At 42.0% G+C, this 23,561-nt stretch carries 21 protein-coding genes; 1 reads left to right on the top strand and 20 read right to left on the bottom strand.

Features of this window, described 5'->3' with window-relative positions; translation table 11 throughout:
- Nucleotides 1–60: 60 nt before the first annotated feature.
- From ymfI to ACQKMF_RS16950, 8 genes are all read right to left on the bottom strand, one after another.
- A complete protein-coding gene (gene ymfI / locus ACQKMF_RS16985; protein WP_137019699.1) occupies nt 61–786 on the bottom strand; it encodes an elongation factor P 5-aminopentanone reductase in 726 nt (241 codons plus the stop codon).
- An 18-nt stretch (nt 787–804) separates the two neighbouring features.
- Nucleotides 805–2,091 carry an EF-P 5-aminopentanol modification-associated protein YfmH gene (gene yfmH / locus ACQKMF_RS16980; RefSeq protein ID WP_427574138.1) on the bottom strand — a complete coding sequence of 429 codons (1,287 nt, stop codon included), beginning with the start codon at nt 2,089–2,091 and terminating at the stop codon, nt 805–807.
- Nucleotides 2,091–3,371: an EF-P 5-aminopentanol modification-associated protein YfmF gene (gene yfmF, locus ACQKMF_RS16975; protein ID WP_427574136.1), complete on the bottom strand. Its 1,281-nt coding sequence runs from the start codon at nt 3,369–3,371 to the stop codon at nt 2,091–2,093. Before yfmF ends, yfmH begins: the two co-directional genes overlap by 1 nt.
- 211 nt (nt 3,372–3,582) lie before the next feature.
- Nucleotides 3,583–4,542 (bottom strand): ABC transporter permease, encoded by a 960-nt coding sequence (locus tag ACQKMF_RS16970; protein WP_094246576.1) that lies wholly within the window; start codon nt 4,540–4,542, stop codon nt 3,583–3,585.
- Nucleotides 4,543–5,586 carry an ABC transporter permease gene (locus tag ACQKMF_RS16965; protein WP_101224696.1) on the bottom strand — a complete coding sequence of 348 codons (1,044 nt, stop codon included), beginning with the start codon at nt 5,584–5,586 and terminating at the stop codon, nt 4,543–4,545. It lies immediately after the preceding gene.
- A complete protein-coding gene (locus ACQKMF_RS16960) occupies nt 5,579–7,114 on the bottom strand; it encodes an ABC transporter ATP-binding protein (protein ID WP_101224695.1) in 1,536 nt (511 codons plus the stop codon). Before ACQKMF_RS16960 ends, ACQKMF_RS16965 begins: the two co-directional genes overlap by 8 nt.
- 204 nt (nt 7,115–7,318) lie before the next feature.
- Nucleotides 7,319–8,407 carry a BMP family lipoprotein gene (locus ACQKMF_RS16955; protein ID WP_095678836.1) on the bottom strand — a complete coding sequence of 363 codons (1,089 nt, stop codon included), beginning with the start codon at nt 8,405–8,407 and terminating at the stop codon, nt 7,319–7,321.
- 161 nt (nt 8,408–8,568) lie between these two features.
- Complete coding sequence (locus ACQKMF_RS16950) at nt 8,569–9,294, bottom strand: GntR family transcriptional regulator (RefSeq protein WP_101224693.1); 726 nt, start codon at nt 9,292–9,294, stop codon at nt 8,569–8,571.
- A 304-nt stretch (nt 9,295–9,598) separates the two neighbouring features.
- Between ACQKMF_RS16950 and ACQKMF_RS16945 the strand changes: the two genes are divergently transcribed.
- Nucleotides 9,599–9,898 (top strand): DUF6509 family protein, encoded by a 300-nt coding sequence (locus ACQKMF_RS16945; RefSeq protein ID WP_101224692.1) that lies wholly within the window; start codon nt 9,599–9,601, stop codon nt 9,896–9,898.
- Nucleotides 9,899–9,926: 28 nt separating this feature from the next.
- On the opposite strand, the gene ACQKMF_RS16940 is transcribed toward ACQKMF_RS16945, so the two are convergent.
- The 12 genes from ACQKMF_RS16940 to ACQKMF_RS16885 form a co-directional block, all read right to left on the bottom strand.
- On the bottom strand, nt 9,927–12,257 hold the full coding sequence (locus tag ACQKMF_RS16940; RefSeq protein ID WP_101224691.1) for a DNA translocase FtsK: 2,331 nt from the start codon (nt 12,255–12,257) through the stop codon (nt 9,927–9,929).
- Nucleotides 12,258–12,493: 236 nt separating this feature from the next.
- Entirely contained in the window at nt 12,494–12,721 is a 228-nt protein-coding gene (locus tag ACQKMF_RS16935) for a YlzJ-like family protein (protein ID WP_063231821.1), read from the bottom strand.
- The gene (locus tag ACQKMF_RS16930) at nt 12,718–13,464 is read right to left on the bottom strand and encodes a ClpP family protease (RefSeq protein ID WP_034313566.1); all 747 of its coding nucleotides are present in this window, start codon (nt 13,462–13,464) and stop codon (nt 12,718–12,720) included. Before ACQKMF_RS16930 ends, ACQKMF_RS16935 begins: the two co-directional genes overlap by 4 nt.
- Before the next feature lie 127 nt (nt 13,465–13,591).
- A complete protein-coding gene (locus tag ACQKMF_RS16925; protein WP_101224690.1) occupies nt 13,592–15,262 on the bottom strand; it encodes a ribonuclease J in 1,671 nt (556 codons plus the stop codon).
- Between the two features lie 290 nt (nt 15,263–15,552).
- Nucleotides 15,553–16,419 carry a 4-hydroxy-tetrahydrodipicolinate synthase gene (gene dapA, locus ACQKMF_RS16920; RefSeq protein ID WP_427574131.1) on the bottom strand — a complete coding sequence of 289 codons (867 nt, stop codon included), beginning with the start codon at nt 16,417–16,419 and terminating at the stop codon, nt 15,553–15,555.
- 49 nt (nt 16,420–16,468) lie between these two features.
- Nucleotides 16,469–17,695 (bottom strand): aspartate kinase, encoded by a 1,227-nt coding sequence (dapG, locus tag ACQKMF_RS16915; RefSeq protein ID WP_230177473.1) that lies wholly within the window; start codon nt 17,693–17,695, stop codon nt 16,469–16,471.
- 106 nt (nt 17,696–17,801) lie between these two features.
- Entirely contained in the window at nt 17,802–18,857 is a 1,056-nt protein-coding gene (asd, locus tag ACQKMF_RS16910; protein WP_101224687.1) for an aspartate-semialdehyde dehydrogenase, read from the bottom strand.
- A gap of 213 nt (nt 18,858–19,070) precedes the next feature.
- Nucleotides 19,071–19,673, bottom strand: a complete 603-nt coding sequence (locus ACQKMF_RS16905; protein ID WP_101224686.1) for a dipicolinate synthase subunit B — start codon at nt 19,671–19,673, stop codon at nt 19,071–19,073.
- Nucleotides 19,670–20,572, bottom strand: a complete 903-nt coding sequence (dpaA, locus tag ACQKMF_RS16900; RefSeq protein WP_101224744.1) for a dipicolinic acid synthetase subunit A — start codon at nt 20,570–20,572, stop codon at nt 19,670–19,672. The genes ACQKMF_RS16905 and dpaA overlap by 4 nt, the downstream gene beginning before the upstream one ends.
- A gap of 229 nt (nt 20,573–20,801) precedes the next feature.
- The gene (locus tag ACQKMF_RS16895; protein WP_402941861.1) at nt 20,802–21,071 is read right to left on the bottom strand and encodes a YlmC/YmxH family sporulation protein; all 270 of its coding nucleotides are present in this window, start codon (nt 21,069–21,071) and stop codon (nt 20,802–20,804) included.
- 162 nt (nt 21,072–21,233) lie between these two features.
- Nucleotides 21,234–22,460: a M16 family metallopeptidase gene (locus ACQKMF_RS16890; protein ID WP_230177475.1), complete on the bottom strand. Its 1,227-nt coding sequence runs from the start codon at nt 22,458–22,460 to the stop codon at nt 21,234–21,236.
- 46 nt (nt 22,461–22,506) lie between these two features.
- Entirely contained in the window at nt 22,507–23,466 is a 960-nt protein-coding gene (locus tag ACQKMF_RS16885) for a polysaccharide deacetylase family protein (protein ID WP_260357104.1), read from the bottom strand.
- Nucleotides 23,467–23,561 lie beyond the last annotated feature (95 nt).

The following is a 23,561-nucleotide window of genomic DNA, read 5'->3' as shown; positions in this document are numbered from 1 at the left end:
AAAATAGTACATAGATATTTTGTGAAGGAACCGAGAAAATTATACATGCCTTTAAAAAAATCATGTGTACCATCCGCCATTTACGCCTAAAATTTGCCCGGTTATATAGGATGACTTGTCGGAAAGCAAATAGTATACGGCCTCCGCGACTTCTTTGGAATGCCCCATCCTGCCCATCGGGATATCTCCTTTGATGATTTCCAGATCTTCTGCACTGAAAGATTCGAGCATGGAAGTGGAAATCGCTCCGGGGGCAACGGCATTCACCCGGATTCCATTAAGTGAGACTTCTTTACTAAGCGCCTTGATAAAAGCATTTTGACTGCCCTTGACCATTGAATATAATACTTCACAGGATGCACCTGTCTGCCCCCAAATCGATGTGACCGCAACGATGGCAGCCTGTTCTTGGTACATAAGCTTTGGAAGCAGTTCCTTTGTTAATTGGAAAGGGCTCGTTACATGCAGCTGCACCATTTCATTAACGATTTTCTCATCCATGTCAGATATTAGCCCATAATAGCTATTGCCGCTATTGAGGACGATTGCATGGAGGGCAAAGATATTTTCCGCCAATTTCCTGTATCCATCCGGTGCAGCCAAATCCGCTTGAATCGGAATAAGTTCGACTTGATGGGGCTTCAGTTCTTCAATCAATTCAAGTATCGCTTCTTCATTGCTGTTATAATGTAAATAAAGTGAATAATTTTCCTCGGCGAGCTTTATAGCTATTTCCCGGCCGATGCCTCCACTGGCTCCAGTAATAAGGGCAAAACGTTTCCCCACATTCGAGCCCCCTTTATATTATTTAGGAAGTACCTGACAGACTGTCATCCGTTCATCGGATATTAAGTCCTTGGCGACCTCCCTGATATCTTCGATCGTTAGTTTTTCCAATACTGATACAACATCGAACAAGTTCATATCATTGAATGTATATCTGGTGAATTGATTCGCTATATATTCCGGCGAATTCAGAGAACGAAGGAAAGAACCGATTTTTTTCTTGATTGTCCTTTGCAGGCTTTCTTCATTCAGGCCGGTTCCGGCTTTTGATTTTTGCAGGATACCAAATAAAGACTCCGTCAACTCATCAGGTTTGGCACTATCCCCGCCAATTAACGCAAATCCAAAACCTTGTTCCTGTGTATAATCATATGAGAAGCTTTGATCGATCAACCCTTCCTCATATAGCTCCTCATGCAAAGGTGAACTTTTGCCGAACAGCATTTCCAGATAAATATTGGTTGCCAATTCCCTTTTCAAAAGCTGTGAACCGGATTGATGGACATTGGTCGCCTTGATTCCCAGCATAACTTTTGGTGTCTGGACATTCATTCTTAAGACTTCCTTGTCCTTGGCAACAAGTTCAGGCTCTTGGTCAAACTTACGTTCCACCTCAGGTTGTTCGTTGTACCCTTTATTATTTTGATTATCCCGGATCAGCTTCATGGTGCTTTCGACATCAACCGGTCCTACAACGAATAGGAGCATGTTGCTAGGATGATAAAACGTATTATAACATTCGTAAAGCATATCCTTCGTAATATCTGCAATGGATTCCACAGTACCGGCAATATCGATTTTCACGGGATGCTGATGATACATATTGGCTATCGTTCCGAAATATAATCGCCAGTCCGAATTATCATCATACATATTGATTTCCTGCCCAATGATTCCTTTTTCCTTCTCTACCGTCTTTTCCGAAAAATAAGGATCCTGGACAAAGTCGATTAAGGTAGTAAGATTCCTATCGAAGTCGGACGTACTGGAAAATAAATAAGCTGTACGAGTGAAAGAAGTAAAGGCATTTGCAGATGCTCCCTGCTTTGAAAATTGCTGAAAAACATCTCCATCTTCCTTTTCAAAAAGCTTATGTTCAAGAAAATGGGCAATTCCATCAGGTACTTTAGTGAATTCCGTTTCATTCAAAGGTTTGAAATGGTTGTCGATCGAACCATAATTCGTCGTGAAAGTGGCAAATGATTTATTGAAGCCACTTTTCGGAAGAATATACACTTCTAGGCCATTATCCATTTTTTCATGGAAAAGTTCTTCTTTCAATTGAGTGAATGCTATTTTTTCCATTACCCTTGCACCTCCTCTTCCGTTAGGAAATAAATCGTATCAAGCTGAATCTTTTGACCAACTGCAATGATTTCTTCCTTTGTCGTCCGCTCTGTGTTTGCAAACCACTCGTCGAGTGATATATCCTGCCCGGAAACCACATTATGATATAAAATTTCCACAAGCCCTCTCGAAACGTCAATGGTTTCAAGTAGTTGATTCTTAACGACCGCCTTTGTCTGTGCGAGCTCTTCTTCGGAAAAATTCCCTTGCTTCATTTCCTTCATTTGTGCATGAATGATATCCAATGCCTGCTTGTAGTTGGCATTTTCAATGCCGGCCATGACCATTAATAGACCTTTATGACTTTCGAGCCTCGAAGCTGCATAATAAGCAAGGCTGGCTTTCTCCCGGACATTGATGAAAAGTTTTGAATGTGAAAAGCCACCAAAAATCCCATTGAAAAGCTGAAGTGCATAATAATCCGGATCACCGTAGGCACCTTGGGTTCGATAACCGATATTCAATTTCCCTTGCTTCACATCCGAATTCTCAATGATTTCTTTTTCCTTCTCCACTACCTTGCCCGTCTTCCCGGGCAGTCTCACAGGCACTCGTTCTTGCAATGAAACATACTTGTCAGCCAGAGCCTGCACTTCCGATTCATCGATGTCACCGATTACATATAAATCGATTTCATCCTCCGCCAGCACTTTTTTGTAATAAGTGAAAAGGGACTCAGGAGTTATCGTTTCCAAGTCTTGTAGATTACCGCTCGCTTCTAAAGCATATGGTTCGTTTTTGCACATTTCCTCTACAAGGCGTATAGCTGAATATCGCATTTTGTCATCGGAAATGGATTGAATCCGCTGTTTTAAAGAACGGATTTCATTGGAAACCGTTTTAGAGTCAAAGGCCTCGCCATTCTTCTTCGGATTAAAGATCACCTCTGATAATAACCCAAAAGCCTTTTCAAGAAGCGGGGTTGAATCACTAAGGAATTTTTCATTGACGATATCGATAGTAAAACTTATGATTTGATATTCCCCTTTTTTAGCTACATCGACATAAAACCCTGCTCCATATAAATCATCAAGATAAGATCGAAGCTCGGGTGTTGTAGGATATTTACTTGTATTGCTTTGTAACACATATGGCAGCAATGCACGATATGTAACGTCCTCTTTTGTCAACGGGGCTTTCATCTTCAGCACGAGAGTATTCGTTTTATATTTATCCGTCCGGACCACATGAAGTTTGTAGCCGTTTTTTTCCGTAATTGTATCGGAAGCAATAGACATGAATAATCCTCCTCATTATATAAATCACCTTTATTAGCTTATTGTTTGTAGATTGGAACCCTTTTAAACATCTACTTAAAATATACATGTGAAAGGAAAAATCATGCAAGTTACAGCTACTTTTTTTGGTTTTTCACCAGCTCACCATCACTTACGGCTAAATCTCGAAGGAAAAAAACCGGCCAGCATAGTTTGCTGACCGGTTATAACCTTATCTTTTTCCTTTGATGTATGGCTGTCCGGATGCTTTAGGAGCATCTGCACGACCAATGAAACCAGTTAATGCAATGATAGTCAGAACATAAGGAGCGATCAATAGGTAAACCGAAGGAATATCCTTGAAGAAGGGAAGGCTCGAGCCAACGATACTTAAACTTTGAGCCAAACCAAAGAATAACGCTGCACCCATTGCCCCGATCGGGTGCCATTTACCAAAAATCATTGCGGCAATGGCCATGAAACCTTGACCATTAATTGTCGCATGATTGAATTCATTCGAAAAGATGGTAGCATATATCGCTCCGCCGATACCTCCAAAAGCACCTGATAATAAAACGGCGGCATATCGGATTTTCGTAACATTGACACCCATCGTATCAGCTGCCATCGGATGCTCACCCACTGCTCGGATCCTTAACCCGAATGGTGTTTTATAAAGTACATACCAGACGACAAAGGAAATAAGAATCGCTATATATACGATATAATATCCATTTGCGAAAAAGATGGGTCCTATAAATGGAATATCACTTAGTAAAGGAACATCAATCCTTGGGAATGTTTCCGTGATTCTATCAGTTTGACCTTTGTCAAAAATCAGTTTCACCAAAAACATGGTCAGACCTACTGCCAACAAGTTGATGGCTACCCCACTAACCGTTTGGTCCGCCCTGAAGGTAATGCATGCCACAGCGTGCAGAATGGAAAACAGCAAGCCGGCAATCATTGCCGCTAGCACAGCAAGCCAAGGAGTCCATTCCCCAAAAACATCAGCAAACATTAAGTTAAAAACGATCCCTGTAAAGGCACCGATGACCATCAACCCTTCTAAACCGATGTTTATGACACCTGCCCGTTCAGAAAACACTCCTCCGAGTGAAGTAAAAATAAGTGGTGCAGCTAGAGCAATCATAGATGGAATAATAATTTGTAATACTTGGTAAAAATCCACTTATTTCACCCCTTTCTTAAATCGAGCGGCAATCCAACGAATAAAATAACTGGATGCGACGAAGAAAATGATCAAAGCTATGACAATATCTACAATTTCACTAGGTATGCCGGTTTCTAGCGGCATATTTAACGCCCCTGCTTTCAGTCCCCCAAATAATAAGGCTGCCAGCACTACACCAATAGCCGTATTCGCTCCTAGTAAGGCTACTGCAATCCCATCAAAGCCCATACCTGTGAACCCGCCTTTGACTGCGGCATAACCGAAAGTTCCAAGGCCTTCCATCGCACCCGCAAGCCCTGCAAACGCACCTGAAATAACCATCGAAAGTATGATGTTCTTATTTACACTCATTCCTGCATATTCGGAAGCGTGCTGATTGAAACCTACCGCTTTCAGTTCAAAGCCGGTTTTTGTCCTTTCAAGAAGGAACCACATGATGATCACGCAAATAATCGCTACCACTATTCCCCAATGCATCCGGGAAAAATCCGTAATGCTTTCAAAAAAAGGAGACCGCAATGATGCTGTATCAGCAACTCTTTCTGTTTTATCCAGCTTGTCAGTCATTACATTCCGAATTAAATAATTCGTCACATATAATGCTGTATAATTCAACATGATCGAAACGATTACTTCATGTACACGGAACTTAGCTTTTAGATAACCAGGGATAAATGCCCACAGGGCACCAGCAGCTGCACCAGCTAATATGGCAAACGGCAAATGGATGATCCTTGGTAGGTCAAAAGCTATTCCGACCCAAACTGCCGCCAGCCAGCCTACAATTAATTGCCCCTCTACACCGATATTGAATAGGCCCGTACGGAAAGCAAAAGCCACTGCCAAACCAGCAAGGATATAAGGAATGATTGTCCTGACGGATTCCCCTACATAATAAGAATCCCCAATAATTCCATTTATCATGGAGCCATAGCCGGCAACAGGGTCATAGCCGCTTACTAACATGATTATGGCCCCAACGACTAAGCCGAGGATAACTGCTATTAACGGACTCGTTAATTTAGATAAATACTTAGACATTTTGTTTTCCCCCTGCTTCCGTCCGTTTACTGCCAGCCATAAGAAGGCCAAGCTCCTGTTCAGTCGTTTCTTTCGGATCGACTATTGCGACGATTTCCCCTTCATATATAACGGCAATTCTATCGCTCACATTCATGATTTCTTCCAATTCAAATGATATGAGGAGTACCGCTTTTCCTGCATCTCGCTGTTCTATCAGACGTTTATGGATAAACTCGATCGCCCCTACATCAAGGCCGCGTGTCGGCTGTGCGGCAATCAATAAATCCGGGTTCCTATCAACTTCCCGGCCGATGATCGCTTTTTGCTGATTCCCTCCAGAAAGCGCCCTTGCCGGGGTATATTCACTCGGAGTGCGAACATCGTAACTTTTGATCAGTGAACGGGCCTTTTCAAATATTTTCTTTGAGTTCAAGATACCAGCTTTTGAAAAAGGCTTTTGATAATAGGTTTGCAAGACAATATTTTCCCCAATGCTGTAATCGAGAACCAAACCATGCTTATGTCTGTCTTCTGGAATATGTCCGACACCTGCTTCAGTGATTTTACGCGGCTTCAAATTCCTGATTTCTTTTCCATTTAGCTTTATCGAACCTGCGGTTGTCTTCCTTAGGCCAGCCAATGCTTCAATTAGTTCGGATTGTCCATTTCCATCAACACCGGCGATACCGACAATTTCTCCTGCACGGACAGTTAAATCCAAGTTCCGAACAGCTGAAACGCCCCGGGAATCCTTGACTTCCAATTCCCGGACCTCGAGAACTACATCCGAAGGAATAGCTGCCGTTTTTTCCGTCTTGAACAGAACTTCCCTACCGACCATTAAGCTGGCCAATTCGTTAGGATTCGTTTCGTTGACATTCACTGTACCAATTCCTTGGCCTTTGCGTATTACCGTTACCCGGTCACAAACCTCCATGATTTCCTTAAGTTTGTGTGTAATTAAAATGATGGATTTCCCCTCTTTGATAAGGGCTTTCATAATATAAATCAATTCCTTGATTTCTTGAGGAGTCAATACAGCTGTCGGCTCATCAAAAATCAATATCTCCGCACCACGGTATAGCGTTTTAAGAATCTCGACACGCTGCTGCATCCCTATTGAAATATCGGCAATTTTCGCATAGGGGTCAACACGAAGCTGATATTGTTCCGATAGTTTCCTAACTTCCTCGCTAGCTTCTTTTAAATCGATTTTACCCGCTTTTGATGGTTCTTTTCCTAAAATGATATTTTCTGTTACTGTAAAGGGGTCTACGAGCATAAAATGCTGATGGACCATCCCAATCCCTAAATCATTGGCAATGTTAGGACTGGTAATCTTGACTGGCTTGCCGTTCACACGGATTTCTCCCTGTTCAGGCTGGTATAAGCCGAATAAAACATTCATCAATGTGGATTTCCCCGCGCCATTTTCACCTAATAATGCGTGAATCTCCCCTTTTTTAACCTGAAGGGTAACGTTATCATTTGCGACGATGCCGGGGAATTCCTTACGGATATTAAGCATCTCAATTACATATTCCACGTATTATCAACTCCTAAAATGAGTGTAAATATTCTTAAAATCATTTAATTGCATCTACTAGCTTATTGATTTTTTTAAAAAAACCAAATGAAAAACTACGATTCTATCATAGTTTTTCATTCGATATTTTTCAGTTGCAAAGACCAATTGGGAAAAGAAAGAATAGAGGGCAATTCGCCTCCCTATTCTTTCTGGCATTAGAGATTATAAATCAAGTTTTTTGAATTCTTCATCCGTTCCCGGAACTACGAATTCACCTGATTTAATTTTTTCTGTCCACTCTTCGACCGCTTTTAAAGATTCTTCTGTTACGTTATCTTTTGTATCGGAAATGCCTACACCATTTTCTTCGATACCGTACTCAATTACTTTTCCGCCTGGGAAGTTTCCTTCTTTCGCTTTCTCGGAAAGGTCTTTAACTGCCACGTCAACACGTTTTAGCATGGAAGTAAGTGTGATGTTGTCGTCAGTTCCAGGAACTGCCCCTAATTTAGCTTGGTCGCTATCTACACCGATAACATAGATTTCCCTCTTAGGATCTTTTTGCTTTTGCTCGACTGCTTCAGTGAATACACCTTTTCCAGTTCCGCCAGCAGCATGATAAATGATATCGATGCCTGAAGAATACATGGAGCCTGCTGTGGATTTACCGATATCAGCTTTATTGAAATCTCCGGCATATTTAACTTCAACTTTCGCATCCGGATTTACAGATAAAACCCCAGCCTTAAAGCCAACTTCGAATTTCTTGATTAATTCAGATTCAACTCCGCCGATAAAACCGACCTTGTTTGTTTTCGTTTGCAGACCGGCAATTACACCTACAAGGAATGAACCTTGCTGCTCTTTAAAATTGATGCTGGCTACATTCTTTTTATCTACAACTGTATCCACGATGGCAAAGTTTGAATCCGGACGTTGGTCGGCCACTTCACCAACAGCTTCGGCTAAAAGAAAACCGATACCATAGATTAGTTGGTAATCTTCACGTACAAGCGTATTCAGGTTTTTAGCGTAATCTGCATCAGATTTAGATTGCAGGTAGTTGTAGCCATCCTTACCTTTTTCCAGACCATTATCCTTACCGAATTCCTGAATGCCCTTCCAAGCGGATTGGTTGAACGACTCGTCATCCACGCCGCCAGTATCAGTTACCATTGCAACAGTGAAGTTATCTTTGTTTTTCCCATTTGAAGATTCTTTATCATCATTCTCTGAATTACCACATGCTCCCAGTAGCGTACCGGCTGCAAGAACAAGTGAAAGAGCTAGTCCTAATTTGCGCTTTTTCAATTTTTATCCCCCTAGTTTTACATAGTTTTTTGAGCAGGAATGTTCTGAAAAGTCATTCATGTTTGCGTTTTCACTTCTCGTTAATTTTTTTTGCATCCGCTTGATCGACTTTTTCGGAATCGAAACAAACGCTTGCATTCACCCGTATGCAGAGTCAAGACCTACACACGTTTACGAAGAACATGAAAGCTGAACATATTGGCTTTAAAGTAGTTTACAGAATACAGGATAGGCTGGTCCCAATCATCCAGATGCATCTGCTTTAGAACGAGTAGTGCGGCTTCTGGCGAGCATTTAAGGATAGGAGAAACTTTCTCATGATATCCAATAGGCTCAATCTCTGCTACGGCATGCGTAATTTTTCGATGCGCATCTCTTTCCAAAATATCTAAAAGAGACTCATCATTACGGTCAAAATTTTCTGATAGTATAGATTCAGGAATTTTGTCAATACAGTAGACAACTGGCTCCCCATTCGCAGTCCTTACTCGTTCGATGATGACGATGCGTTCATCTGTGGAACACGAAAACCTGCGTATATCCTCTTCTGTAGGTTCTTGGGCCGTCGAGCTTAAGAAAATCGTACCCGGTTTCATTCCTGCCTCTTCAATCATGTTCGTGACACTTTTTAATTGCTCGATACCTGAAGTGAACCGAGGTTTCGGATTGACGAAAGTCCCAACTCCATGGCGGCGAATGATGATGTTTTCTTCTTCTAAAATTCGCAGCGCTTCTCGAAGTGTCGCCCTACTAACTCCCAATTTTTTTGCAAGATCGAATTCTGAAGGGAATTTTTCATTTTCCTGATAGACTCCAGCTTCAATATCCTGCTTCAGGTAATCAATGACCTGCAAATATAAATGTCGACTATCTGATTTTATTGACATACAGTTTCCCCCAGCTAATTTCTTAAGACATCAGACCTCTGATGTTGAATCATTCCTACTAATCGAAAATAATATAACATTTTTTTTGACATAAATAAATAGTGTTTTACTATTTACTTTAAAAGAATTTAGGAGAAATTACCCTTCCCTGTGTCTTTTAATCTAGAAAAGGCCCCGGAATTTGTACGATTATTCTCCTAAATCAGATAAATTTTTTTTGAAAATGCAAAATGAATGCAGCTCTGTTCAAGATGCTGTTTTCCTGTATAATAGGATTTATCTTCTTTGAAGGGATGTACACAAGATGTTAAAGATTACAGAATACACGATCGAAAAATTGAATGATCCATTTGGTATTTTGTCCGGGGAACGTTACGAGTTGTTCTTGGATATTGAAGTGCCTGAAGAGGATGAGCTCTTTTCAGAAAATGGTTTATATATCCGGGTGCTTTTTGCAGCGGAAGAGCAAGTAGGAAAATTGATTAAATATGATATTTTTGAAAAAGGTAATGAGGGCGCACTCGAATTCGATTTAGAAGAAGATGAAGAAGCGATGATTACCGACTTCTGCCTTAAACATTTAGACGAGGCGATGAATAATTAAAAAACCGGGCTGCTGCCCGGTTTTTTAATTATGATGAATGCGCTTCATCCTGTTCATCTTTAGTGACCAATACATTTCGTGGTTTACTGCCTTCATATGGACCGACAATTCCCCTCGCTTCCATTTCATCAATCAATCTCGCTGCCCGCGTATAGCCAATCCGGAAACGGCGCTGCAGCATGGAAACCGATGCAGTCTGCATTTCTACGATCAAGGACACGGCATCCCCATATAAATCATCTTCGACTTCACCATTTGAAGTTTCTGCAATTTCATCGGGTATCATCTCTTCGTTGTATTGTGCTTTTTGCTGTGAAATGACATATGTGACAACTTCCTCGACTTCATTGTCGGATAAAAAGGCACCTTGGACGCGAACCGGTTTTGAAGCTCCTGCAGGCAGGAAGAGCATGTCACCCCGGCCTAACAGTTTTTCAGCTCCGCCCATGTCGAGGATCGTTCTCGAATCAGTCATTGATGAGACACTAAAAGCAATCCGAGATGGGATGTTCGCTTTAATGACCCCTGTAATTACATCTACGGATGGCCGCTGAGTGGCAATTATCAAGTGGATGCCCGCGGCACGTGCCATTTGCGCAAGCCGTGTGATGGCATCCTCTACATCATTTGAGGCGACCATCATTAAATCCGCCAGCTCATCGACAATGACTACGATATAAGGCAAGAGCGGTTGTTTGGCATCTTCTTCGATGTTATATCGGTTAATATAATCATTGTAGCCTTCAATATTACGCGTACCGGAATGAGAAAATAGCTCATAGCGCCTTTCCATTTCACTGACCACTTTTTGCAAAGCCTGTGCAGCTTTCTTTGGATTTGTCACTACAGGTGCGAGTAAGTGGGGAATTCCATTATAGACATTCAGCTCCACCATTTTTGGATCGATCATCATCATTTTCACTTCATGCGGTTTTGCCCGCATCAGGATGCTCGTGATAATCCCGTTGATACAAACGGATTTCCCGCTGCCAGTAGCACCAGCCACTAGTAAATGCGGCATTTTATTGAGCTCCGCCTTAACCGCTTCACCGGAAATGTTCCGACCTAGGCCTATTTGCAGTTTTGCGTCAGGCTTGTCAACTTCCTTGGCCTCTAAAACTTCCCTTAATGACACCATCGCCACTTCGGAGTTGGGCACTTCTATTCCGATAGCCGATTTTCCGGGAATCGGAGCTTCGATTCTAATATCCTTTGCGGCCAGTGCAAGGGCCAAGTCATCGGATAGGCTGACAATTTTACTTACCTTCACCCCTACGTCCGGATGAACTTCGTATTTGGTTACGGCTGGGCCTAAATGAACTTGAGTGACCCTCGCTTTCACTCCAAAGCTATGAAAGGTGCGCTCAAGCTTAGCCGCATTTTCATGGATCAATTGGTATTCTCCGCTTTGGTCCGTTTTTTTGGGCTGCAATAATAAAGAAAGAGGCGGTAAAAGATATTCTTTATTCTCCACTTCCGTAAAATTCATAGGCGGAACGGCATCATCCTGGTCCTCTTTATTATCAGCGGCAGGTTCCGTAACGACCGGAATTATTTCGTCTTCGTCGCTATAGGCTTTATCAGCAAAGCTGGAAATGATCCGCTCCGTCGCCATTTGCTGTGTATCCTCTTCTTGCAGAAGGGGCTGATCCGTTTCTTCAACCGGTTCTTTTTCCCGTTTCTTCTTTTTAACCGGATTCTTTTTCTTTTCTTTTTTGTCTTCATTCCACGTTCTCATATCATCAATGAATGCAGACCATTGCTTTTTGAAAAAGCCGCCAAGACCCATGAAAAACTTCCCGAGGGTTTCACCTAACGTTTTCCCGGTCAATAGGACGGCACCTACAATGATAAAAAGGAATGAAACAATTTTCGATCCAGCTTCGTCGAATAAAAAGTATGAGGCTGCAAATAATATCGCCCCAATCATACCGCCCCCAAGGTCCTTTGTGCTGGCCTTGCCGGTCACTTCCATCCAGAATAGCTCCCATGTATTCGAAATGACGCTGGGCTTCGTGAACGGTCCTCCATCTGCAAGCATGTTGAACAGCGTCACATGACTTAGTAAGAGCATGCTCGCAACAAGGAAATACATCCCGACGAATTGCCGTTTTAACAGGTAAGGGACCTCCCTCTTTATCATCAAATAGAACCCAGCTGCGATTGCTCCCAACAAAAAGAGGATATACCATTCCCCCATGAAGAAGCGGATTAAAAAGACCGTCCCATTCCCAACTGCTCCAAGCTTGGCAATGGCAATGATGGCCAAGCCTATTAAAGTGAGGCCGATCAATTCATATTTAAGCGTTAGTTTTAACTTCTCTGTACTATTCTTTTTTCTGCGTTTCTTCTTTGCCATAATATCACCTGATTCTTCATGAAACTATTCTAACTTTCCTATTCAACATCACTACATGATTTCCCTTCAGGAAACAAACGTTCGCTCACTGATTATACCAAATAAATTTGAGCCTGTCCTTGATATATGTACCATTTATTCTTAGCGGACAATTTGCCACATAATGAATAAAGCAGCCAAGCGGCTGCTGATTTTCATTCCAGTATATCATAATTTACCTCAGTTAGTCTTTTTTACTAAGGATTCATCTGTTCGAACACATTTATGACAGCTCCTGGCTGAATGTGTACATTCATATAATCTTCAGGATCCGTGCTCACAATTCGATCAATGCGAAATGTGCGGCCCCCGTCATGCTCAACCATAACATGTACACCATTATAGATCATTTCTATTAAATTTGCCGTCTTCTCATGATGATGAGGAAAAATTATTTCTTCAGGAACGATCGTATAAAGCGTCATTGCAGAAGCCCCTCCTCTTCCCCGGCAATTTTGGGCCTTCTTTCTTCCATGAAGCTATTCAGTTTTCTCATGGCCTGGCCTACTCCTCCTACATCATCGATCATTCCGATTTCAACTGCCTCGGCCCCAATGACATTCGTACCGATATCTCGAGTTAAATTTCCTTTAGCAAACATTAAATCCTTAAAACTTTCTTCCGTAACATTGGAGTGCCGCGTAACAAACTTGATGACTCTTTCCTGCATTTTATCCAAGTATTCAAAGGTTTGAGGCACGCCAATGACCAGACCTGTCAAACGAATGGGATGAATCGTCATCGTTGCTGTTTCAGCAATATAGCTATGGTCACACGAAACTGCAATCGGCACACCGATCGAGTGACCTCCCCCAAGCACAATCGAAACGGATGGCTTTGAAAGCGAAGCCAGCATTTCTGCGATGGCTAGTCCCGCTTCGACATCTCCTCCGACTGTATTTAAAATGACAAGCAGCCCCTCTATATTGGGATTTTGTTCAATTGCCACAATTTGCGGAATAACATGTTCATATTTGGTCGTTTTATTTTGAGGCGGCAGCTGCATATGTCCTTCAATTTGTCCAATGATCGTCAAACAATGGATTTTTGAGTCCTGAGATAGTTGTGGAACATTGGTAGCTCCCAGCTGCTGAATTTTCTCGATTAAAGTTGAATTCTTACCTTCCTGCTTGCCTTCATTTTCATTTGGTAATGGTGCATTATCCACTATGCCAACCCCTTTCTCTTATAGCCTATAGCTTTATTATGTCTCGAGACTCGGACTTCATTCTTCAAGATATTAGAGGTTTGAAACAGAAAAAGAACCCCTGACTGTTAAATCAGGGGTTCCTTACTTAATATTCCATGATGATCGGTAAAATCATTGGACGGCGTTTCGTTTTTTCATAGAAGAATTGGTTTAACGCATCACGCATTTCCTGCTTCAGCGTGGACCAATCAAATGGTTGGCGCGACCCATTTTTCTTTACGATTTCACTTACTATTTCAGTTGCTTCGCCGATCATTTTCTCTGATTCGCGAACATATACGAAGCCCCTTGAAATGATTTCAGGGCCAGCGGCAATGCTTTTATCCTGACGGTTCAACGTGACCACTACAATCAAAATGCCATCCTGGGATAACAAGCGCCGATCACGAAGAACGATATTACCCACATCTCCTACACCGCTGCCATCTATCAAGATATTTCCTGCAGAGACTTTGCCGGAAAGGCCCATTTTATTGCCCTTAAGTTCGATGACATCACCTTTTTCGGCAATGATGATGTTTTCACGCTTAATCCCCGCTGCAATCCCAACTTTTTGATGGGCATATAAATGGCGGTATTCCCCATGTACAGGGATGAGGAATTTAGGATTCATCAAATTGATCATCATTTTCAGTTCTTCCTGGCTGCCATGACCCGTTACGTGCACTTTATATTTATTAGCAGATACCACTTCCGCACCTACCCTGTATAGCAAATCGACGGTTTTGGATAAAATAAGTTCGCCGCCCTGTAAGGGTGATGCACTGATCAAAACTGTGTCTCCCTTTTTGATGGTCACCTGCTTATGGGTCTGTTTTGCCATTTTTTGAAGTGCCGCGATAGGCTCCCCCTGATGACCAGTCGATAACACGACGATTTCACGGTCGTCATACTGGCTAATTTCATTAATTGGGATTATCAGCTCTTCTTCGACCTTTAAGTAGCCAAGGTTCAAGGCTGTTTCATAAACGCGTTGCAGGCTTTTCCCTACGACTGCCACTTTTCTGCGACTTGCTGCCGCTGCATTGAAAACATGTTGAATCCGGTTGATATTCGAAGCGAAGCACGCAACGATGATCCTTCCGGAGGCAGCATGAAATACCTCTGTAATATCTTTGGCCACAACTGCTTCTGATGTCGTATAACCTGGCCTCTCGGCTCCGGTACTATCCGAAAGCAAGCATAAGACACCTTCTTCACCGATACCGGCCATTTTACCGATTTCCGGTTTATATAGATCTGTTGCTGCTTGATCGAATTTGAAATCCCCTGTATAAACGATTGCACCTTCACGAGTGTGGATCACGACTCCGACGGAATCAGGAATACTATGATTTGTCCGGAAAAAAGACACAGCTGCTTGAGGGAAACTTAAAAGAGAATCCGAATCGATTTCAGTGAATGTCGCCCGGCCGTTAAAGCCATCTTCCTTTAATTTCGTTTTGATTAAAGCAAGAGTAAGCTTTGTTCCATAAACAGGGACCGGCAAATATTTCAAGACATAAGCAAGCGCTCCCATATGGTCTTCATGACCATGGGAAATGAATATTCCCTGCACCCGTTCCTTATTATCCATCAAATACGAAATATCTGGGATAACCGCATCGATTCCGAGCATTTCGTCTTCTGGCAGCATTAACCCTGCATCAAGAAGATAGATGTCCTCGTTCACCTCAATGACGTACATATTTTTACCAAGTTCCCCTTGTCCTCCAAGAGAAATCACTTTTATTCCATTATTTTTATCTTTACCCAATCGAATATCCTCCTTAAAAAATCCCGTTCATAATTTCCCAATGAATTCATTATAACCGATGTTCAAAAAACATGACAACACTTACCATTTTCAGAGGGACTTTTCATTTAATCAAATAAAACATAAAACAACCTATTATGTAAGAGATTCCTTAGTACTTTTATCCAGTTTCGATTGATTATAAAAAAATTCAATTATTTTTTATCCGAAATCGGAAAGTATATCCCATTCATATACATCTTTATGTAAAAACAAGCCAATCTTCAACGATCAGCTTGTTCCGTGTCTTTTTATTTTTTTAATACCTTGGTTAATGCAAGGCGCTCCTTCTCAGTCAATGGCACGATTGGAAGTCTCACCGATCCAACGTCAATTCCATATAACTGAAGCGCTGTTTTGACAGGTGCAGGGCTTGGCGCTGCAAACAAACCTTTTATAAGCGGTAACAGTTCCTGATGCAGCCTGGCTGCCTCTTTCAAGTCCCCGCTGATGAAGGCCTCCACTATTTTCTGCAACTCATTACCTGCAATATGTGAAGCAACCGAAACTACACCTACACCACCAATAGCCAATACTGGGAGTGTTAAAGCGTCGTCCCCACTATATAATGCAAAATCTTCATCCGTGCCGGCTATGATTTGGGTCATAGCGTTTAAATCCCCGCTCGCTTCCTTAACGGCAACGATATTAGGAATTTTTGAAAGGCGGATGATCGTTTCCGGTTCAATGTTAACCGAAGCGCGCCCAGGGATATTATATACCATGACAGGGAGGGCCGTACTAGCTGCAATAGCCTTAAAATGCTGGTACAGACCTTCTTGATTAGATTTACTATAATACGGGGCAACCAGCATTATCGCATCGGCGCCATTTTGTTCCGCTTTTTTTGTCAACTCGATGGACGCATACGTATTGTTGCTTCCTGTACCCATGATGATGGGAACACGTTTTTCAACAACCTTTGAAACATGACGCAATAATGCAATTTTCTCCTCCGAAGATAAAGTTGGGGATTCCCCTGTCGTTCCCGAAAGCACAAGCGAATCGGTTCCATTCGCTAATAAGTAATTAACCAATGAAGTCGTCTTTTGAAAATCAACATTTCCCTTGCTATCGAAAGGGGTGACCATTGCGGTTGATACTCTACCAAATATCATTTCTAACACCTCTTTAATTTTTAAAACCTTTATTTATTAAAAAACCTGATTATTGGACTTCCCTTTCATGCAATTGAAACGCATAGTGCAGGGAATTAACAGCTTCTATTAAATCTTCCTCTTTTACGAGTACCCAAATTGTCGTATGGCTGTCCGCTGACTGGAGAATGGCAATTTCCTTTTCGGATAGTGCTGTGACAATCTTCGCTGCAACGCCTGGCACTCCATTGATGCCTGCACCGACTACTGAAACCTTGGCACAATTCCGTTCAATGACCGGTTCATGACCAAGCTCGGCCAAAATCGTGAGGGCAAGTTCAGTCATCTCCTCGGAAACGGTATAAACAACGCCACTTGGATATATATTTATAAAGTCCACTGAAATGGAGGCATTGGCCATTGCTTTGAAAACTTCTGCCTGCAGATTATATTGATCTTTTTTCGCACGGACCTTGATTTGAGTGATCTTTGGTACATGGGCAATCCCGGTCACGAGCCTTTCACGTATGTCACTGCCCTGACTTCCCTTGTTCATGCTAGTAACAAGTGTTCCCAAACCTTCGCTGTACGTTGACCTTATCCGAATCGGGACTTTCGCCTGCATCGCAATTTCAACAGCTCTCGGATGAATGACCTTCGCCCCTTGATATGCCATATTGCAAACTTCCGTATATGAAACGATTGATAATGGACGAGCTTGATCGGCAATACGTGGATCTGCCGTCATGATTCCTTCCACATCCGTAAATATATCGACACGTTCAGCTTGCAATGCCGCACCTAATGCTGCGGCTGAAGTATCACTTCCACCACGGCCTATGGTCGTGATGTCCCCGTTTTTAGCCGCTCCCTGGAAACCCGCTACAACGACGACATCCTTCACCTCAAGTTCTTTCATGAGACGGTCGCATTTCATTTCGATAATTTTCGCACTTGAATAGTCGGTATTCGTCAAGAATCCCGCTTGAGCTCCAGTATATGCGACCGCATCAATACCATGCTCCAAGAGCATGTTCGTAAATACGACAGATGATATCGTTTCCCCTACTGACATAAGTAAATCCTGTTCTCGTTTTGAAAGGCAGGCTTTCGCTCCATTTACCAGGGAAAGTAAGGTATCCGTTGCATAAGGATCGCCTTTTCTTCCCATTGCTGAAACCACAACCACCACTTTATAGCCTTCTTTAATCGCATTTTCAATATGCCCCTTGGCGAATGAACGGCTTTCCTCATCACGAACGGATGTCCCACCGTATTTCTGGACGATAATTTTCATAATATGCACCCCAAATATAAGCCAGCTTCCCAATCCGGGAAGCTGACAAAAACTCTCTATCCTATTGGAATTTAATTTTCTGTCGAGTTCATTAAGAATAAAATTTTTACTTAACGGTAACCAAACCTAATTTCAAAAGGCTCTCAGCAATTTGAACGGAATTCCAAGCTGCTCCTTTTAATAGATTATCGGAAACCACCCATAAATGGAAGCCTTTATCTTCATCCAAATCTTTGCGAATCCGACCGACGAATACATCATTCTTGCCGACGGATGAAGCAGGCGTAGGGTAAACTTGTTGTTCCGGTTCATCTTCTAACACTATTCCAGGTGCCGTTTTCATTAGCTCTTTGATCTGAGAAGCCGCTATGCCTTCTTTTTCAACTTCAATGTATACAGATTCCGAATGACCTGTTACAACAGGAAGCCTCACGCAAGTTGCAGCCACTGGAAGGTTTTGCATATGCATGATTTTCTTTGTTTCATTAATCATTTTCATCTCTTCGAATGTGTACCCGTTATCTTGGAATTTATCGATTTGGGGAATGACGTTAAAAGCGATTTGATAATGCTTTTCGTCCCCTTTTACCGGTAAAATTTTCGGATCTATTTCTTTTTCATCAAGCAAGTCGCGAGCTTGTTCCTTTAATTCATTTATCGCAGCTGCACCTGCACCCGAAACAGCCTGATAGGTAGAAACAACAATTTTTGATAAGCCGTATGTCTTGCGAATAGGTTCCAATGCCACAACCATTTGGATAGTTGAACAATTCGGATTTGCAATGATCCCATTATGCTGTTTCAAGTCTTCTTCATTTACTTCAGGAACGACTAACGGCACATTTTCATCCATGCGGAATGCGCTTGTATTATCCACTACTATCGCACCGCGTTTAACTGCTTCTGGAGCCAATTCCTTAGACACGCTTCCACCAGCACTGAATAAAGCGATATCGATGCCTTCAAAGCTTTCAGGTTTTGCTTCCTGCACTTCGATTTCTTCGCCCTTAAACGTAAGTTTGATTCCTGCGGAACGAGCCGATGATAAAAAGATGATTTTCTTAATCGGTAAGTCCCTTTGTTCGAGTGTTGAAATCATTTGTTGTCCTACTGCCCCAGTTGCTCCCACAACTGCAATACGCAATCCCTGTGTCTCAGTCATTTATACATACTCCTTTTCTATCTCTTAAATTAGTTATTTATTGGATTTACTGCTTCTTTTTCAGAATATCATTTATTTTAACACATTAACATTCCAAAGGGTCGCACTTCAACAAAATATTCTGGTAGTGGAGTGGTTTTTCATAACTTCAACCTACAAATTTATGCATATATGTCAGTCGTTAGAAAGCTGGTTTGAGCCAGTAATACTTGTTCAGACTAAATCATCCTTGAACCTTTCGACGATGACAGGTTGAATCTGTTCCCTTTCCAATGCCGCTATGATCGTATCCCTTATCATGCTCATCCTCGCAACCATGGAACTTGGTTTTCCTTTGGGATTATCCTGGCCATATGGAACGAAATAAATGTCTTTAGCTGCCATCAGCCTCATTAGATTGACACCATTTAACCCAAGTGCATCATTAGTTGATATCGCGACCACGACTGGACGGTGATTTCTCATCGTCGCTTTTGCAGCCATAAGTACTGGCGAATCGGTAAGTGCATTTGCCATTTTACTCATTGAGTTACCCGTTAAAGGAGCGATCACCATGCAATCAAGTGGCAATTTAGGTCCTAAAGGCTCTGCTTTGACGATTGTATCAACGACATGGTTTCCCGTCAATTTTTCTATTCTTTCGACCCAGTCCTCTCCCTTTCCAAAACGGGTTTCCGTGTTTTGGACAGTCGATGTTACGATTGGAATGACTTCCGCACCTTCGTTTACAAGTTTTTCTATTTCCGGAAACACTTCATCATATGTGCAATGTGATCCTGTTAATCCGAAACCAATACGTTTCCCTTTGAGACTCATATCATTTTCCCCTTCCTTTTCAAGAACTCGCCTTGAATCAATAGTCCCAGTGCATTCGCTAATATCTGACCAGCTGTTTTCGGGGCAACTATACCCGGTAGGCTCGGTGCCAACAGCGCCTTAATTCCCCTTTTTTCAGCGTAACGAAAATCCGTTCCCCCCGGTTTTGAAGCAAGGTCGATGATTAATGTATGAACGGGCATATTGGCTATAACTTTTGCGGTAATTATCGGAAAAGGAATCGTATTGATACATATATCAACATCTTTCATTTCTGCAGCGAGTTCATTTAAATGAAAAGGGGCTAATGCCATTTCACTGATCCTCGCAATATCTTCGCTTTTTCTTGCCCCCACCTTCACTTTTGCTCCAAGTGCATGGAATGACCGGGCTACACTCATTCCGACCCTTCCCAGACCGAGAACGGCTACATTCGATCCATGGATAGTAAAATCCGTATGTTGAATGGCCATCATGATTGTACCCTCAACAGTGGGAATCGAATTATAAATAGCCACATCATCACGTTCGAACAATAGAACGAGTTTGCGATCCACTTTCTTGAATATCTCATTAAGGTAGTCGTTACTGATTCCTGCATAAAAAATGCAATGAGCCGGGGTATTTTTTATCATTTCTTCAGTCAAAACAACCTCTTCACTGGAAAAGATCGTTTCTACTTTCCCATCTGAATCCGTGCCCCGGACAGGTAAAATAACTGAATCTAATTCCTTGAAGTTTATATCTTCCATTTTTTCCTTAACCGCTCCGGTAAAAGCATGGTCGAGCTGTTCAAAACCTACCAATAATAGCTTTGCATCCAGCTCCGTCAGTTTACGGACAACTTCAAGCTGACGCGCATCTCCACCAATTACAGCGATTTGCATGCCTGTGAGCATTAAAACCGTCACCTTCTTTATATAAAAGATCCTAAACATTCCTTGCCTCATGATATACAATTCCTTCAGGAAGCAATTCGGTTTTTGCTACATTCTCTAGTTACCCTGCCATCTTATGTTTTCACTTAAAAAACGGTGATAAGAAAAGAAAAAACGCCATAGCTATTGCCAGCTAAGGCGTTTTCGAGCTTGTATTCCGTGAAGTTCAAGGAGCCTGGCGCGAGCGTGATCATCCGTCCATATGCTCTCCGTCTTTAAGTGAAAGTCCTTCCTGAAAGTCAATGATGACCATATCCGCACCGATTTTTTTTATATGTTCCCAAGGAACTCTTATTTCACTGCCATTCCTTAAAAAGCCGAACCATTTGACAGATGGGATGATCAATGAGGTAATTTGTCCAGTTTCATCTATTTCCAAATCGGTCTGACCAAGGATCCCTAATCTTTCCGCCCTATTCACATCGACTATTTCCTTACCGCTCAATTCGCTCAACCTCAAATTTGGTTCCCCCTTTTTGGCCTTCTATTCAATCTATATCCGAAAAAGGTAAACTTAGAAGGCATTTATCCAAATATTGTCCATAACATTGGACCCTCCCGCATTCAAAGAAAAAAAGCCTGCCCCCCCATTAATTAAAGGAAGGTGCAGACTTGTCCGTCATTATTTATCCCAGTTTTCCAACGGGCTCACTAATGACAATGAATGTTCCGTAAAGATCTGGTTTGCCAATTCATTGACGGTATCCTCCGTCACCTCGTCAATCTTGATGATGATATCATCAAGGGAACGGTGCTCACCTAACATCAGCTCATTTTTTCCGTTCCGGCTCATGCGGCTATTCGTGCTTTCAAGGCTAAGCATCAAGCTGCCTTTAAGTTGCTCTTTACTATTCCGTAATTCCTTTTCCGTAATGCCATCCCTTTTTAGAGTATCCAGTGTTTCCTGAATGGTTTCATACAGGCTGTCAAGCTGATTTGTGCCTGTCCCCCCATATACCGTCACCATACCGCTATCTTGATAGCTGGAATGATAGGAATATACGGAATAGGCAAGGCCTCGTTGCTCCCTGACGTCCTGGAATAAGCGGCTGCTCATGCTTCCTCCAAGAATATTATTCAAAGTAATCAGGCTGTATGTTTTATCATTGCCAATTTCCAACCCTTTGTAGCCAAGGCATAAATGGGCTTGTTCCGTATCTTTTTTACGGGTGATCCTATTTTCATGGAAGGTAGGCTTGACCAATTCAAGACGATCTTCCCCTCCTTGATACGAGCCAAAGTAGCTTTCGACTTCCTTAATCATTTTTTCATCTACATTCCCAGCAATGGATACAACTACTTTATCTGGTGTATACATGTCATGGACGTATTTTTTTAATGTATCACTATTGAACGTTTCAAGCGTATTTTCCGTGCCAAGTATCGGATAGCCAAGGGGATGATTTTCATATACCGCCTTGCTTAAGAGGTCATGGACAATGTCATCTGGTGTGTCTTCGTACATTTTGATTTCTTCGTAGACGACATTTTTTTCTTTTTTCAATTCTTCACCATCAAATGTTGAGTTGAAGAACATATCAGCAAGGATTTCAAGCGCATAGCTTGCATGGTTATCCATTACTTTAGCATAATAGCATGTATACTCTTTTGAAGTGAATGCATTCACCTGTCCGCCAATACTATCGAATGACTCGGCAATTTCACGCGCATTTCTCGTAGCTGTCCCTTTGAAGAACATATGCTCCAAGAAATGTGATACCCCATTCAATTCCGGTGTTTCATTTCTTGAACCTGTTTTGATCCATACTCCAATTGCTGCAGAGCGTACAGTTGGAATATTTTCCAATACAATTCTAACTCCATTTTGACACGTGTATTTCTTAATCAACTAACATTCCTCCCAATCATTCTATGCTGCTATCGTAACCAATACTTTATGGATTCGATCGCTCTTCATCTACTGCTTCCGAAACGGTAACAACATCTAAGTTTTTCTTTTTCATTTCAATTATTAACGTTTCCAATGATTTTGCAGTAGATTCCGTCGGATGCATCAATATAAATGCTCCGGGGTGTACCTTAGAAAGCACTCTTTGTTGAAGGACTTCAGGGCTTGGCTTTTGCCAGTCGATCGTATCCACACTCCACATGACGGTCTCCATACCGAAAGAATCCGCGATTTTCACCGTTTCGTCCCGGTAGCTTCCACTTGGTGGTGCGAACCATTTCATTTTCAAACCCGTCACCGCTTCAATGACTTCGTTCGTTTTTCGAATTTCCTCACGTGTAGCTTGTGCGGAGATGTTTTTCATATCGGGATGTGAATAAGAATGATTTCCAATTTCATGTCCGCCACCCTTGATCATTTTGGCTAAATCTGGGTTTTTCTTGGTCCAATTGCCTTCCAGGAAAAAAGTGGCCTTGACATTATGCTTTTTTAACACGGCCAACATATCTTGTAAGTATTCATTCCCCCAGGCTACATTGATCAAAAATGAAACGACTGGCTTTTCGGGATGGGCCCGGTAGATCGGAGCCGGATCCAGATCCTCCATATGTATCTTCGCAGGAACCTGCTGAAACACCAGCTTATCCTTATCGAACACGCCCTCCTTCTTCATGGCTTTATACGAATCATCAATATTTACCTTCAGGCCGTTATATGCAGGAACGGTTTTCCAGACAGAATCTATTCGTGCATCCTGTGGTGCAATCTCATATTTTTTTGTTGATTCTTTTATTTGTAAAAGAAGCTCGTCTTCTTGCTTCATTGAAGCAACTGAATCATCGGTTAATTGGGTCAAATAAATTTGTGTATATGGATTTTGCACTAATAACCATGATATACCTGCAATGGCACTTATCGCAACTATCTGCTTCCATTTATTATTCATTTTTTACGCCCCCTTCATACCAAAATGTATGAAGAAAACGGACAAGGTAGAACTTGACATCCTTTTAACGCCATTCACACTATGGATATTCCCAT

It is taken from the genome of Peribacillus sp. NPDC101480 (assembly GCF_050277335.1).
GTDB lineage: Bacteria > Bacillota > Bacilli > Bacillales > DSM-1321 > Peribacillus.
This window is presented reverse-complemented; position numbering and strand designations above follow the sequence as displayed.

Bases quoted from the DNA above. Each gene is read 5' to 3' on its own strand.
- ACQKMF_RS16945 (WP_101224692.1), top strand. From the start codon at position 9,599: ATGTTAAAGATTACAGAATACACGATCGAAAAATTGAATGATCCATTT.
- dpaA (WP_101224744.1), bottom strand. From the start codon at position 20,572: ATGCTCACAGGCATGCAAATCGCTGTAATTGGTGGAGATGCGCGTCAG.
- ACQKMF_RS16940 (WP_101224691.1), bottom strand. From the start codon at position 12,257: ATGGCAAAGAAGAAACGCAGAAAAAAGAATAGTACAGAGAAGTTAAAA.
- yfmF (WP_427574136.1), bottom strand. From the start codon at position 3,371: ATGTCTATTGCTTCCGATACAATTACGGAAAAAAACGGCTACAAACTT.
- yfmH (WP_427574138.1), bottom strand. From the start codon at position 2,091: ATGGAAAAAATAGCATTCACTCAATTGAAAGAAGAACTTTTCCATGAA.
- ACQKMF_RS16905 (WP_101224686.1), bottom strand. From the start codon at position 19,673: ATGAGTCTCAAAGGGAAACGTATTGGTTTCGGATTAACAGGATCACAT.
- dapA (WP_427574131.1), bottom strand. From the start codon at position 16,419: ATGATATTTGGTAGAGTATCAACCGCAATGGTCACCCCTTTCGATAGC.
- ACQKMF_RS16935 (WP_063231821.1), bottom strand. From the start codon at position 12,721: ATGACGCTTTATACGATCGTTCCTGAAGAAATAATTTTTCCTCATCAT.
- ACQKMF_RS16885 (WP_260357104.1), bottom strand. From the start codon at position 23,466: ATGAATAATAAATGGAAGCAGATAGTTGCGATAAGTGCCATTGCAGGT.
- dapG (WP_230177473.1), bottom strand. From the start codon at position 17,695: ATGAAAATTATCGTCCAGAAATACGGTGGGACATCCGTTCGTGATGAG.
- ACQKMF_RS16965 (WP_101224696.1), bottom strand. From the start codon at position 5,586: ATGTCTAAGTATTTATCTAAATTAACGAGTCCGTTAATAGCAGTTATC.
- asd (WP_101224687.1), bottom strand. From the start codon at position 18,857: ATGACTGAGACACAGGGATTGCGTATTGCAGTTGTGGGAGCAACTGGG.
- ACQKMF_RS16950 (WP_101224693.1), bottom strand. From the start codon at position 9,294: ATGTCAATAAAATCAGATAGTCGACATTTATATTTGCAGGTCATTGAT.